The sequence below is a fragment of the Alteraurantiacibacter lauratis genome (assembly GCF_037154155.1).
Lineage (GTDB): Bacteria > Pseudomonadota > Alphaproteobacteria > Sphingomonadales > Sphingomonadaceae > Alteraurantiacibacter > Alteraurantiacibacter lauratis.
Genome location: NZ_JBANRN010000006.1, coordinates 116,704 through 131,132, shown reverse-complemented (window position 1 = coordinate 131,132; position 14,429 = coordinate 116,704). Strand labels below are relative to the sequence as shown.

Here is a 14,429-nt window from a genome sequence, read left to right as displayed (position 1 = left end):
CAGGCGCGCACCATACGCACCCGGCCGGGCCTTCGGGCACCCATCGTGTGCCTAGGTGCCCCACCAGCCAATAAACACGGTGATCCCCAAAATCAGCGCGGCGAACCACAGCGCATGGACAAGGTCGATGGGCCGGAGGAGGTCGATATGGTCCCTGCGGTAGAGCCGATAGCGCTCCGCCACTGCCTCGTTGCTGGCAATCAGCCCTACATCCAGCGCGGATGCCTCATGGCTGAACCAGCGGTGGAGGTGAGCGAGTTCATCGGGCGCAAGGCCCGGATAGCGCGCAAGCAATTCTTCCGCGCGCGCACGTCGTTCGGCGCGCGAGGCGCCGTCTGTTTCGGTATCCATGATAAATTCCTGAAAGTCGTTGAGGCCGCAGGTGCGGCAGGCAGACGATTTTCAGGCCGCAGGCGGCGCGCGCGAGGATGCTGTCACGCGCAGCCATCGCCGGGGCGGGGCGGGGGTGTGGTGGTCGAGGAAAACGGCCGCGCGAGGGATGCCGTGCGGCTGAACCGCCAGTTCTGCCTCCGGGACGAGCGCGGGCAGGGGTGGAGGCACGGGATCGGGCGAGGGCGCCAGCCGTTGCTCCGCCCCGCTGTGCTGGCGCGGCGCAAGCGACACGTCGAGCGTGCCGGCGCTGAAAGCGGAACCGTGCGTCCGGTCGATAGGCAATGCCGTGGAAGGCACGGCCTGCATTGCGATCACCGCCAACAGCAGTGCCGCAATCAGCCGCCAGACTGCCGCGCGCAGCTTTTCTTCCCGCCATGATGGAGCGGAGTGCAGGATACAGCAGCGGCTCATTCCGTTTCAGACATAAGGATCAATGGCCGGTTTCCAAGCGGGCCGTTCTATCGCGCCGCCTGCACGAAATCCTCCGGACGCAGCACAAGGCGGCCTCCTGCGGCGAGCCTGATCTCGGCCTCTGCGCCTTGGTATCGCACGCGCCGCGCCAGATCGTGCGTGGCGTGCAATTCGGCGCTCGCCAGCATCCCGCCGCGCCATTCAAGGCCGATCGTTCCGCCGCCGCGCACGCGCAGGCCCGTCACGCGGCCATCGGGCCAGGCATCGGGAAGGGCAGGCAGAAGGTGCAGCGCGGGCGACGCGTTCTCGCCATCGGCCAGCCCTTCATCCTGCAACAGCATTTCGGCAATGCCCGACGTGCCGCCGAAATTGCCGTCGATCTGGAAAGGCGGGTGCGCGTCGAACATATTGGGATAGGTGCGCGAGGGATCGAGGAGCAGCCGCAAAATGGCGTGTGCCCGGTTTCCGTCGCGCAGCCGGGCCCACAGATTGATGCGCCAGGCAATCGCCCAGCCTGTCGCCAGATCGCCGCGCAGTTCGAGCGATCGCTGCGCCGCGCGCGCCAGTTCGGGCGTGCGATGCGGGCTGATCTGGTGCGAGGGGTAGAGCGCATAGAGGTGCGAGACGTGGCGGTGATCGGGTTCGGGCGCATCCGCATCCCAATCCAGCGGCCATTCCTGCAATTGCCCCTGCGCGCCGGTGCGCATGGGGGGCAGCGCGGCTTTGGCTGCGTCCAGCGCTGCGGCAAAGGCGGCATCCTCGCCCAGCAGGCGGCAGGCCTGCGCCGTGGCGGTGAACAGATCGCGCAATATCTGCGTATCCATCGCCGGCCCCCACACCAGCGTGGCGCCAAAGGGGTGCGGATTTTCGGGCGAGAGCGAGGGATTGGTGACGAGATAGCCTTCCGGCCCTTGCTGCAAGGTATCAAGGAAGAACTGCGCCGCGCCTGCCAGAACGGGATAGGCTTCTGCCAGAAAGGCGCGGTCGGGCGCATATTCGTAATGCTCCCACAGATACAGGCTCAGCCATGCCCCGCCCAGCGGCCACAGGCCCCATTGCGCGCCGTCGATGGGCGCGCTGGCCCGCCACAGATCGGTGTTGTGATGCGCCACCCAGCCGCGCGCGCCATACATCTCGTGCGCGGTCCGCGCGCCGGTGTGCGCCAATTCGCGCAGCATGGCGAACAGCGGTTCGGCGCATTCGGGCAGATTGGTGGGCTGCACGGGCCAGTAATTCATCTCGGTATTGATATTGATGGTATATTTGCTGCCCCAGGGCGGCGAATTGCTGTCGTTCCAGATGCCTTGCAGATTGGCGGGCTGTGTGCCGGGGCGGGAGGAGGAGATCAGAAGGTATCGGCCATACTGGAAATACAGCGCCGCAAGCGCGGGATCATCGCGGCTGGCGGATTCGCGGATGCGTTGATCGGTGGGGAGGTCGGCCGAGGGTGTGCGGCCCAGATCCAGCGTCACCCGGCGGAACAGGCGCTGATGCGCCTCGGCCGTGCGCCGGGCAATGGCATCAAAGCCGATCCCCGCCACCGCGTCGAGGGTGGCGCGCGTGGCCGCCTCCGGATCGCCCGACACATCCTGCGGCCCGCGATAACTGGTGGCCATGGCGATTTTCAGCACCACTTCGCGCGCGCCGCGCACGGTGACACCGTCCGCATCAGCCACTTGCGCACCGCCTTGCTGTTCCACCGCCATGTCAGCCGCGAAGCGCAACGCGCCTGCTATGCCGGCAAAATCATTGTTGCGCCCGGTCATGCAGAGGCGCCCTTCGGCAGCGGTGAGTGCGGTCCCCGGAGCCTCGCTGGCAAAGGAGAGTCGGGCTGTCAGGCCTGCGGGATTGTCTGTCGACAGGCGCACCGCGATGATCTGGCTTTCGGGGCAGGCGACGACCTCGCGCCGCCAGCGTGCCCCGGCAAGTTCGTAGTCCACGCTGGCAAGCGCGCTGTCGATATCGAGGGTGCGCACATAAGCTTCGGGCATTGCGCCTTCGCCGTGCAGGTCGATCAGAAGATTGCCGATGCACTGATAGGGGGCCTGAATCAGCGGGCGCGCCATCAGCGTTTCGTCGGCCAGCGCCTCTGCCGCGGCATACTCGCCTGCAAACAGCAAGTGCCGCACCCTATCGAGGTTCTCGCGCGCCAGCGGATTGACCGGATTATACGGCCCGCCCGCCCAGAACGTGTCCTCGTTCAGTTGCAGCCGCTCGCGCGCCACAGTGCCGAACACCATCGCGCCGATGCGGCCATTTCCCACGGGCAGAGCTTCGACCCATTCGCGCGCGGGCCCGCGATACCACAACACATGATCGGCAAAGCCGGACGGCTGGGCCACGGCGACGCGCGGCAGGCCTGCGCCGATGGCCGCGCCGGTGGCGGCCACCCATCCCAGCAAATGCCGCCGCGTGAGACAGGCCGAGGCAAGCGGCTGTTCCTTCGGCACTTATCCCTCCCGCTTTTGCGTCTTTTCCCAGCGAGTTAATTCGCAACTGGAAGCAGGTGTGGCTTCGCATGGCGGCAAAGTCAAACCGGGGGAGAGGGGTAGTCTGCCATCACGATCGGTCAGCCCGCAGCGAGTTCTTCCAGCCTCTCGCCCAGCGCCAGCCATTCGGCCTCGGCCTGTTGCAGCTTTTCGCTGGCTTTCTCGCGCGGGCCTTGCAGGTCGCGCATTTTCGGCCCGTCCGCCGCTGCGCCGCTTTGCGCCAGATCGATCATCGCCTGATCGAGCCTTTCGACCTCCGCCGCCAGCCGTGCCATCGCCTTCTCGGCCTTGGCGAGTTCGGACTGGACATAACGCAATTGCGCGGCACTGGGCGCCGGTTTGGCCACCTTGGCCTGCGCGGTGGCAGGCTTTGCGTCCTTTTTCGGCTGGTTCCGGCCCAGCACGAAATCGATGTAATCGTCCATGCTGCCCGCATATTCGCGTGCCGTGCCGTTATCGACCAGCACCAGCCGGTCTGCCGTCAGCTCCACCATGTGCCGGTCGTGGCTGATCAGGATCACCGCGCCGGCATAGCCGTTGAGGGCCTGCACCAGCGCTTCGCGCGCATCGACGTCGAGGTGGTTGGTCGGCTCGTCCAGGATCAGCAGATGCGGCGCATCGCGCGTGATCAGCGCCAGCGCCAGCCGCGCGCGTTCTCCGCCCGAAAGCTTCTCCACCCGCGTTTCGGCACGCGGGCCGGAAAAGCCGAAACGGCCCAGTTGCGCGCGCACCGCACCCGGCGTCTTGCCCTGCATCGCGCGCGTCATCAGCGCCAGCGGGGTCTCGTCCGCGGCCAGTTCCTCCACCTGGTACTGCGTGAAATAGCCGACTTTCAGCTTTCCCGGCGCGTTCATCCCGCCGTCGAGCGGTTTCAGTTGCGCGGCCAGCAGGCGGGCGAGCGTGGTCTTGCCATTGCCGTTGCGGCCCAGCAGCGCGATCCGGTCGTCCGCGTCGATCCGCAGGTTCAGCCGCTGCAGCACGGGCGGCCCTTCGCCATACCCCACCGCCGCGTTGTCGAGCGTGATCATGGGCGATCGCAGTTCGCCCGGATCGGGGAAATCGAAGCTGAGCGAGGGGTCTTCGATCAGCGCCGCGATGGGCTGCATCTTGGCCAGCATCTTGGCCCGCGATTGCGCCTGCTTGGCGGTGGAGGCACGCGCGGAGTTGCGCGCGATGTAATCCTGCAGCCGCGCACGCTGCGCATCCTGCGATGCCTTGGCGGCGGCGAGCTGCGCGGCGCGTTCGGCGCGCTGTTTTTCAAACGCGTCATAGCCGCCGGGATAGAGCGTCAACTGCCCGCCCTGCAGGTGCAGGATGTGATCGACCACCTTGTTCAGCAGATCGCGTTCGTGGCTGATGATCAGCAGCGTCGCGGGATAGCTCTTGAGGAAGTTTTCCAGCCACAGAGTCGCTTCCAGATCGAGGTGGTTGGAAGGCTCGTCCAGCAGCAGGATTTCGGGTTCGGAAAACAGCAGCGCGCCCAGCGCCACACGCATTTTCCAGCCGCCCGAAAAGCTGTCGATCGGGCGCTGCTGCATCTCCTCGTCAAAGCCGAGGCCACTCAGGATGCGGGCCGCGCGCGCAGGCGCGCTGTAGGCGTCGATGGCGAGCAGGCGTTCGTGCACTTCGCCCAGCCGGTCGGGATCGGTGCAGGTCTCGGCCTCCACCAACAGGGCCGCGCGCTCGACATCGGCGGCCAGCACGATCTGTTCAGGGGTGATCGATCCGCTGGGCGCGGTCTGCGCGATATAGCCAATGCGCGCGCGCGCCGGCTTGGAGATTTCGCCGTCGTCCGGCTCGATCTCGCCAATGATGGCCTTCATCAAGGTCGACTTGCCCGCGCCGTTGCGGCCGATCAGCCCCACACGCGCGCCATGCGGCACCGTGGCGCTGGCGCGTTCGAGTATGGGCCGGCCGCCAAGCCGGACTGTGAGGCCATCAATGGTAAGCATGGCGCGCGCCTTAGCAGCGAGTTGGCCCGCGCCCAACCGGTTTTGCCGGTATGATCGCGGCGAGCTTACCCGAAAGTGTGCCGGGCCCTCACGCTGCGCTGGATCACCGTCAGCCCGCAGAGCGCTGCGAAGCCCCAACAGAGCCAGGCGAAAGCGGCGGGCCACAGGCACATGGCGATGAATACCGCGATCGTTTCGGCACCTTCGGCAAGGCCGGTGGAATAGAGGAAGCTCTTGCGCCCATGCCCGCTGTCTGTCTGCCCCCGCTTCGCCGCCAGCGCGGCAAAAGCCAGAAAGCTGACCGCCGTAAGCGTGAAGCTGGCCACCAGCACCAGCGCCGGAATTGCATTGCCCGGCGCGGCAAAGGCAAAGCCCAGCGGCACGGAGAGGTAGAAGACATAATCCGCCAGAATATCCAGATAACCGCCCCAATCGGTCGCGCCCCTCGCCCGCGCTACCGCGCCGTCCAGCCCGTCGATCAGGCGGTTGAGTGCGATCAGCGCCAGCGCGGCAAGGTAATGCTGATGCGCGATGGCAAAGCCTGCTGCCAGAGCAGGCGCCAGCCCCGCCAGCGTCAGCGTATTGGCGCTGATCCCCGAACGGGCGAGGGCGCGTCCCGCAGCATTCAGCGGCGGGTTGATCAGCGGGCGAAGGCGGGCATCGAACACTCGGCTAGCTCCAGGTGACGAGGCCGATCACCGCCCCCGTCATCAGCGTGGCAAGATTGCCTGCCAGCCAGCTCTTCATCCCCAGCGCCGCCACATCGGCGCGGCGGGCGGGGCATAGCGAGCCGATGGTGGTAACGATCAGACCCACGCTGGCAAGGTTTGCCACGCCCGACAGCGCATAGGTCGCAATCAGCAGGGATCGCGACGACAGCGTTCCCGGCGGCAGCGCGGCGAGGTCGAGATAGGCCACATATTCGTTAAGTATCGCCTTGGTGCCCATCAGCGCGCCTGCCGCCTGCGCGTCCTCCCACGCAACGCCGATCGCCCACATCAGCGGCGCGAACAGCCATCCGAACACGCGGCGCAGCGTGATCGCGCTGCCATCGACAAATGGCAGCAGCGCCAGCACCTGATCGACCAGCGCCACCAGCGCGAACACCACGATAATCACCCCGATCACCGCCAGCACCAGCTGCACCCCGTCCATCGTGCCCCGCACGGCGGCGTCCATCGTGCTGTCATAGGCAAGGTCAGGCTCGGCAGGGTCGGCTTCGGGGCTTTGCGTCCCATCCCCCGGCACCATCAGCCGCGCCACCAGCAGCGCGGCGGGCAGCGAGATGAGCGAGGCGACGATCATGTGCCCCACCGCATTGGGCAGGGTGGCCGAAAGCGTGGTGGCATACAGCACCAGAATCGCACCCGATATGGTCGCCATCACCATCACCATCACCGCGAACAGATCCGCCCGGCTCATCCGGTCAAACCAAGCGCGAAGGATCAGCGGGGTTTCGACCACGCCCAGGAACATGGTGCCCCCGCCGCCAAGGCCCACCACGCCGCTGACGCCCAACGTGCGGCGCAAGGCCCATGCAAGGCCGCGCACCGCCGCCTTCAGCACGCCCCAATGCCACAGCAGGGCAGACAGGGTGGACAGCACGATGATCAGCGGCAGGATTTGAAAGGCGATGATGGTCGGCGGGCTGGCCCCCTCTGCCAACTCGAACGGCAGCGGCGCGCCGCCCAGATAGCCGAACATGTAGGATGATCCCGCCAGCGTTGCCCGCTCCACCGCAAACACCGCCTCGTTGGCATAGCCGACCAGCGTCCACACGAAAGGTACCCGCGTGACCACCAGCGCGATGGCGACCTGAAGCAGCAGCGCGCCCGCGATCCAGCGCCAGCCGGGCCGGGCGCGGCGATCTTCGGACAGGCTCCACGCGATCAGCAAGATGGCGGCAAGCCCGATCAACCCTTGCAGGTTCTGCACTGCCGCCATCCTCGCCTGCTCCCCCTAGAACTTGTAAGCCGCGCCGAATTGAATCTGGCGCGGCGGCCCGGCATTGCGCTGCACGAAAGGTGCCCCGCCGCCGAACTGCACCTGATTGGACGTTGTCGCGGCATTGGCAAAGCCGCTTTCGTTATTGGTGTTCAGCACATTGAACACATCGGCCCGCAATTCCAACGCGCCGCCGGGAACGGGCAGGGCATAGGCAAGGCCCAGATCGACCGTGGCCGACCAGCCCAGCCGTTCGGAATTGCGCGCCTCGCCCGGATAACGGTCGGAATTGCCGACAAAGTTCTCGCCAAAACTGGCCCCGTCCCCGTTCAGATCCTGCGTGCCGAAAATGCGCGCATCGGGCACCAGATTGACCGGTTGGCCGCTCTGGAACAGGCCCGCGGCGCTGAAGGTCAGGCCTTCCGCTGGATAGAGGTAGCCCACGGCAGAAATCACATGCCGCCGGTCATTCGCGGATGGGCCCCATTCGGTGCTGAAATCGTTGTTCTCCGCGCGGAAATTGATGTCGTCGGTATCGTTCTTGAGGCTCGAAAGGGTATAGGCCAGCCGGAAGGCGTAGGGATCGGCGCCGCGCGCCTTGACCGCCTGCAGGATCAGCGCCTTGTAGGTCGCCCGCCCTTCGGTTTCGGACACGGTAATCTGCCGCGCGCCGCCGGGCACTTGCGGCACCGGGCGGCTGGCATCGGCGGTTGCCTGGCTGCGGACAAGGCCCAGCGCCTCGGCGGCGGCAAGGCGGGCGGCGTTGTCGGGCAGGGCGCGCAGTAACGCGATATTGGCCGCGGTCAGGTTGGCAAGGTTCGGGGTGAAGCGCGCGGGCGCGTTCAAATCGCGCAGGCGCACGAGATTGTGGCTGCGCGAATAGATCGCGTCGGCAGACAGGGTGAGCGTGTCGCTCGCCTGCCATTGATAGCCTGCGGAAAGCTGCACTGAGTAGGGACTGTCATAACCCGTAGGGCTGAGGATGCGCGCCTCGTTGATCAGGGCGGTGTCACGCAATCCCTGCACCTCAGCCGGGGAAGGGCAGGCAGCCACCGTGGCGCAGGCGGGCGAGACGGTCAGGTTTCCGGCAAAGGTGATGTCGGCCAGATCGGTCGTGGCCGGGATCAGGCCCTGCGCCTGCAATTGCGCCAACTGGCCAAGGAAAGCGGGCGAGGTCGTGTTCCGCTGCAACGCGTCGGAGATAACCGCATAGCTCAGCTTGCCATAGAACAGCCCTGCGCCCAGCCGCACGACTGAACGCGCATCGGGCCGCCAGTTGAGCGCCGCGCGCGGGGCGAAATTGTTCGTATCGCCGCTGCCGCCGCCTTTTGCGGTCAGGCTGTCATAATCCCAGCGCAGCCCCAGCGTGGCCGCGAGTTGCGGGGTCACTTGCCATTCGTCCGCCAGGTAGAGCGCGATCTGCTGCTGCGCGGTGCCGAAGCTGGCCGGGCGCAGTTCGACGGCGTAATTCGCCACCGCCGGGTTCAGCGCCAGCACGTCCTGCGCGGTGAGGGCAAGGCCCGCGCCGCTGCTGCCCAGCGTGGCCAGTTGCGCTGCGGTGAGGTCGACGGTGAAGTTGCCATCGGGATTGCCGCCGCCCAGCAGGGCGAATTCCGAACGGATCGCGTCCACCCCAAAGATCAGCCGATGGCGGCCTGACGCGCGCTGCACGCGGTGTGTGGTCTGCCAGCTTTCCTCTCGGCTGTCGAAAACAAAGCCGGGATGCCCCACCACGCCCACGGTCAGGCCCGAAGGATCGCGGATGGCGACTTGCGGCGCGGCCCCGCCGGTCGGCTCGCCATAATCCCAGCGGAACCGGCTGAATTGCAGCGCGCCGTCATAGGCCCAGCTATCGCCTGCATAGCTGGCGCTGGCGGCGACAAGGCTGGAATTGCGATCCTGATCGGAGCCTGCACTGGGGAAGGTCACATTCCCGCCACCCAGCCCGCCGCCGGGGCGCTCGATCGTCACGCGGCCATGATTTGCGCGCAGGGTCAGCGTCCAGTCCTCGGTCAGGCGGTGATCCATCCGCAAGGAGCCGAGCGCGAAGCGGTTGTTGCCCGTTACACTCTCGGTCACGCCCAGCGCGGGCGCATCGACGATCTGGACATTGCGGTCACGCGTATATTCCAGATTGGCGTAGAAGAACGTCCGGTCGCGCACCACCGGACCGCCAAGGGCAAACCCCGCCTGCCGCCGCTCGAAACTCTCGCCCACCGCATTGCCCGAAAGGTCGCGGCGCGGAAAGGGGCTGCGCGCATCGAACGGGCGGCCGGGGCGCACCAGCGTATAGACCTCGCCCGACAGGTCATTGCTGCCCGCTGGCGAAGTGTAACTGACCACGCCGTTTGCAGTGCGCCCGTATTCCACCGAATAGGAATTGGCGAGCACGGTTACATCGCGGGTAAAGCCCAGCGGCACGGGAAACTTGATCCCGCCGAGGAAGTTCTCGTTATTGTCCAGCCCGTCGAGCAGGTAATTGGTGTCGAGGCCGTTTGACCCGTTGATCGAGATCGCGGGCGCTTCGGGGAAAAAGCCGGTCGATGGCACCACATTGGGCAAGCGCACCAGCGCGCCCAGCACATCGCGGCCTTCGATGGGCAAGACTGCCAGTTCAGCGCGGTCCAAAGATGCGGAAACCTCCGCGTTGACGGTATTGAGCCGCGTGATGGCGCGGGTGCCGGTCACCACGATGGTATCGCCGCCCGCGCAGGCAAGCCGCAGCGTAACGCTCCCCGTGAAATTGGCGCGCAGGTCGATTGTGGCAGGCAAGCTGGCGGCATAGGCACCGCCGGGCAGGGCAGTAACGGTGTAGCTTCCCGCCGTGCTCAGCCCCTCCACGCGCACCAGCCCCTGCGCATCGGAACGCACTTCGCGGTTCAGGCCGATGGCGGCATTCTCCACCCGCACAACTGCACCCGCAACGGGCGCGCCGGTTTCGGCATCGACCAAAGCGATTTGCAGCCCCGCCTGCTGCGCCTGCGCGGCAGAGGGAACCACCAGAGCGGCCACCGCAGCCGCCACTGACCAATGCCGCATTATCCGCGTCTCCATGTGTGATAGCGCTCGACCATGGCCAGCAGGCTTTCGGGCTTGCGCGCCTTTTTCCATTCCCCGGCGGCATATTTGTTCGCCTCGGCCATGGTGGGATAGGTGTGGATGGTGCCGAGGATCTTGTTGAGGCCCAGGCCGTGCTTCATCGCCAGCACATATTCGGCCAGCAATTCCGCCGCGTGTTCGCCCACGATGGTCACGCCCAGAATGCGATCCTTGCCCGGTTGCGTGAGCAGTTTGACGAAGCCCGCCGTGGCGCTGTCGGCAATCGCGCGGTCAAGTTCGTGCAGCGGGAACACAGTGACATCATGCGCCACGCCTTGCTCTGCCGCTTCCTGTTCGTTGAGGCCCACGCGCGCCACTTCGGGGTCGGTGAAGGTGGCGCGCGGGATCACGCGGTAATCGGCCTTGAAACGCCGGAATTGCCCGAACAGCGCGTTGACGCTGGCATACCACGCCTGATGCGCGGCGACATGGGTGAACTGATAGGGACCGGCGACATCGCCCGCCGCGTAGATATTGGGGTAGATCGTGGCGAGATAGTCATCAGTTACGACAGTGGCATTCGTGTCGATGCCCAATTCCTCCAGCCCGTATCCGGTCAGCCGCGCGCGCCGTCCCACCGCCACGATCAGCGCGTCGAAGCGAACCGCGCGTTCCTCGCCATCCTTGTGCAGGATCAGGCGTTTGTCCGCGCCGGTTTCCACCCGCAGCGCTTCCTGCCCGGTCAGCACGGTGACGCCCGCCGCCCGTTGCGCGGCCTCAATCAGCGCCGAAACCTCGGCATCCTCGCGCGCCAGCAGCCGGTTGGCCTTGTCCACCTGCGTGACATCCGCACCCAGCCGGGCAAAGGCCTGCGCCAGTTCGCAGCCAATCGGCCCGCCGCCCAGCACCGCGATGCGGCGGGGTATCTCGTCCAGTTTGGCGAACTCCTCCCATAGCGTATCGCTGGTGACATAGCCGGAACCCTCCAGTCCCGGCAGATCGGGCACAATCGGCGCGGCCCCGGCAGCGATCACGATGGAGCGGGTGGTGAGCCGCTGCGTGCCGCCATCATTGAGGGCGATCTCGACCGTCCACGGATCAACGATGCGCGCATATCCCTGCACCACATCGACACCAAGGCCGGTGTAGCGCGCCACGCTGTCATGCGGCTCGATAGCAGCAATGATGCCGTGGACACGCTGCATCACCGCCCTGAAGCTGAACTGTGGCTCGCTCCGCTCCAGCCCATAGGCATCGGCATGGCGCATCTGCGCGGCCACGCGCGCGCTCTTGATCAGCGCCTTGCTGGGCACGCAGCCGTAGTTCAGGCAATCGCCGCCCATCCTGCCTGCTTCCACCAGCGTCACCTTGGCCCGCACAGTCGCCGCGATGTAGGAGGTGACAAGCCCCGCTGCGCCCGCGCCGATCACCACCAGGTTGCGGTCATACCGGCGGGGCCTTTGCCACCGCGCATAGACGCGCCCCCGCTTGATAATCCCCATGATCCATTTGCCGATCCACGGCAGCAGCGCCAGCGCCGCGAAGGAACCGAGCAGCGCAGGGGAGGCAATGTCCGAAAGACTTTCGATTCCGGCAAGCTGCGTGCCGGCATTCACATAGACCACCGTGCCCAGCAGCATTCCCAGCTGGCTTACCCAGTAATATGTCCATGTGCGGATCGGTGTCAGCCCCATCAGCAGATTGACCGCGAAGAACGGGAATACCGGCACCAGACGCAGCGAGAACAGGTAGAACGCCCCGTCGCGCGCCATGCCTTCGTTCACGCCCTTCAGCCGCGCGCCGAACTTCGCCTGCACCCAGTCGCGCAGCAGGAACCGGCTGGCGAGAAAGGCCAATGTTGCCCCGATCGAACTGGCGAAAGACACGAGCAGCGTGCCCGTCGCCACACCGAAGACCGCGCCTGCCGCCAGCGTCATGATCGCCGCGCCCGGCACAGAGAGCGCCGTAACCGCGACATAGACAAGGAAGAATACCGCCAGCACCAGCAGGGGATGCGTCGCATAATAGACAAGGATCGTGTCGCGCTGCGCCTTCAGCGTGTCCAGCGTCAGATACTGGCCCAGATCGAAGGCGAACCAGAGGGCGATTGCCGAAACCAGCAGCAGGGCAAGGATGATGCGCTTCATTAATTGGGGTCCCTGCGTTCGGATTGGGCCCCCCGATAGCGGCCGACGAAGCGTCGGTCGATCCAGTCCTTGAGCCACCATGCGGCGCGACCCGAAAAGGCCAGCGGTCCCCACGAGCCGATGGCGCGCCGGTTTCCTGTTGCCAGCAGATAGAGCGTGTGCCGCCGCGGAGCATAGCTGGCATCGGGCGCACCTGTCAGCGCGGCGCGCAGATTGGCGGCGAGCACCGGGCCTGCTTTCACGGCGTGCACGCCCGATCGGGGCAAAGCGCGGTCGGTGCGCTGGGCAATGTCGCCTGCTGCAAATATCGCCTTATGCGACAGGCTGCGCATATCCGGCCCGACTGCCACAAAACCCTGCGGCGTCAGCGCGAGGCCGGATTGCGCCAGCCATGCCGGTGCCCGGCTGCCGGTGGCGGCTATTGCCCGGTCAACGGACAGGTTGGTGCCATCGGACAGCGCAAGTCCACCGGCCATGCCTGTCGCCGATGCCAGATGCAGCGCGATGCCGCGCCGTGCCAGTTCGGCCTTTGCCAAGGCGCGGACGCGTGGATTGTGCCCGGTCAGAAAGCCACCGGGCGGCGTCACCAGCGAAATCGCCATGCCATTCCCGTGCAGCGCTGCCTGTGCCGCAAGCACGATCTCCACCCCCGCCGCCCCGCCACCCACCACGGCAAGGCTGCCGATTTCACCCCGCTTTGCCGCGTTCGCCAGCGCAGGCCAGCGCTCAAGAAAGCCGGCAACCGGACGCACCGGCAGCAGGCGCGAGCCAAGCGGGACCAGCGCATCCACATCGGCTTCTCCGCCCGTGGCGAGCGACAGGAGCGCGAAATCGACCGCCGCGCCGCTTGCCAGATGCACGCGCCGCGCATCGGCATCGAGCCCCGTCACGCGGTCGATCCGCAATTTGGCACAAGCTGCCCGTGCCAGCGGTTCAAGGTCGATCAGCAGATCATCGGTCCGGTAGAACCCCGCCATCCACCCCGGCAACATTCCCGAATAGGCGGTGTAGCGCGACGGCGTGATCAGCACGCGCCCCATGCCCGGCAAGGGGTTTGCCGCCCAATCTTCCAGCACCGAAAGATGCGCATGGCCGCCGCCCGCCAGGATCAGAGGTGGTGACATGAAGGCTGGATTGGCCTTGCCGCGGCATGAAGGCAAGCAGCCTTTCGTATCAACATTGCTCTGATATCACCGCACGCCGCCTTCTGCGGACCGATGGCCGTCATTGACTCTGTCCCGAAGTCCTGCTGACTTGCGGGCATGGAAAATGCACCGCAATCCGCCGCCCCCGACCCGCACAACCCAACCGCGCCGCGCTGGGCGCCGCGCCTGTCGAAAGCGGCGTTGTATGTCTGCGCCGCCGCCGTGGTGATTGCCGGGACAGGGCTGACGCTGGCACGGTATGACCTGCTGCCCAAGATGACCGGTTTCACCGCCTTTCTGGGCGGCGGATTGGTTGCGGCAGGGGCGCTGGTGCTGGCGATTGCCGCGCTGCTGGTGGGATGGCGCACCGGCAATCCCCGGCGCAATTGGGCCATTGGCGCGGCGGTCGTGGCGGCAATTTACGTCGGCTTTCTGGCAACTCGGCCCATGTCGGCCGGAGATGCCCCGCCGATCCACGATGTGACCACCGACATTTCCAACCCGCCGCAGTTCGAAACATTGACCTTGCGCGAAGACAATCTGGCGGGCGTGGGCAGTGTGGAGAACTGGCAGCAGATCCACGCAGCCGCCTATGGCGATATTGGCCCGGTAACACTGCCCATGCCGGTGGAACAGGCAACCGCGGTGGTGGAACGGCTGGCCCACGAAGAGGGTTGGGCGATCGCGGTGAGCGATCCGGCGCGCGGCCATGTCGAGGCGACCGCCAGCGTATCCTACATCCGTTTCTACGACGATATCGTGTTCCGCATCACGCCTGCGGGCGAAGGCGCCTCGCGTATCGACATGCGGTCGGTCAGCCGGGTGGGCGTGGGCGATCTGGGCGTGAATGCGCGCCGCGTCCGCGCCTTTCTGGCCCGGCTGACCGCGGTCTAGGACGCGCCGCCTAAA

The 14,429-nt window shown here is 66.3% G+C and carries 10 protein-coding genes; 1 reads left to right on the top strand and 9 read right to left on the bottom strand.

Features of this window, described 5'->3' with window-relative positions; all coding sequences use genetic code 11:
- Nucleotides 1-51 precede the first annotated feature (51 nt).
- From WFP39_RS07940 to WFP39_RS07900, 9 genes are all read right to left on the bottom strand, one after another.
- Nucleotides 52-351: a hypothetical protein gene (locus WFP39_RS07940; RefSeq protein ID WP_336918842.1), complete on the bottom strand. Its 300-nt coding sequence runs from the start codon at nucleotides 349-351 to the stop codon at nucleotides 52-54.
- A 51-nt stretch (nucleotides 352-402) separates the two neighbouring features.
- Complete coding sequence (locus WFP39_RS07935; protein ID WP_336918840.1) at nucleotides 403-804, bottom strand: hypothetical protein; 402 nt, start codon at nucleotides 802-804, stop codon at nucleotides 403-405.
- A 47-nt stretch (nucleotides 805-851) separates the two neighbouring features.
- Nucleotides 852-3,254: a glycoside hydrolase family 95 protein gene (locus tag WFP39_RS07930; RefSeq protein ID WP_336918838.1), complete on the bottom strand. Its 2,403-nt coding sequence runs from the start codon at nucleotides 3,252-3,254 to the stop codon at nucleotides 852-854.
- 119 nt (nucleotides 3,255-3,373) lie between these two features.
- A complete protein-coding gene (locus WFP39_RS07925) occupies nucleotides 3,374-5,245 on the bottom strand; it encodes an ABC-F family ATP-binding cassette domain-containing protein (protein WP_336918836.1) in 1,872 nt (623 codons plus the stop codon).
- A gap of 65 nt (nucleotides 5,246-5,310) precedes the next feature.
- A complete protein-coding gene (locus WFP39_RS07920; protein WP_336918834.1) occupies nucleotides 5,311-5,913 on the bottom strand; it encodes a CDP-alcohol phosphatidyltransferase family protein in 603 nt (200 codons plus the stop codon).
- A 4-nt stretch (nucleotides 5,914-5,917) separates the two neighbouring features.
- Nucleotides 5,918-7,189: a NupC/NupG family nucleoside CNT transporter gene (locus tag WFP39_RS07915; protein ID WP_336918833.1), complete on the bottom strand. Its 1,272-nt coding sequence runs from the start codon at nucleotides 7,187-7,189 to the stop codon at nucleotides 5,918-5,920.
- 15 nt (nucleotides 7,190-7,204) lie between these two features.
- On the bottom strand, nucleotides 7,205-10,228 hold the full coding sequence (locus WFP39_RS07910) for a TonB-dependent receptor (RefSeq protein ID WP_336918832.1): 3,024 nt from the start codon (nucleotides 10,226-10,228) through the stop codon (nucleotides 7,205-7,207).
- Entirely contained in the window at nucleotides 10,228-12,375 is a 2,148-nt protein-coding gene (locus tag WFP39_RS07905) for an FAD-dependent oxidoreductase (RefSeq protein ID WP_336918831.1), read from the bottom strand. The genes WFP39_RS07910 and WFP39_RS07905 overlap by 1 nt, the downstream gene beginning before the upstream one ends.
- Complete coding sequence (locus tag WFP39_RS07900; RefSeq protein WP_336918830.1) at nucleotides 12,375-13,499, bottom strand: FAD-dependent oxidoreductase; 1,125 nt, start codon at nucleotides 13,497-13,499, stop codon at nucleotides 12,375-12,377. The genes WFP39_RS07905 and WFP39_RS07900 overlap by 1 nt, the downstream gene beginning before the upstream one ends.
- Before the next feature lie 138 nt (nucleotides 13,500-13,637).
- Between WFP39_RS07900 and WFP39_RS07895 the strand changes: the two genes are divergently transcribed.
- Complete coding sequence (locus tag WFP39_RS07895) at nucleotides 13,638-14,414, top strand: DUF1499 domain-containing protein (protein ID WP_336918829.1); 777 nt, start codon at nucleotides 13,638-13,640, stop codon at nucleotides 14,412-14,414.
- Nucleotides 14,415-14,429 lie beyond the last annotated feature (15 nt).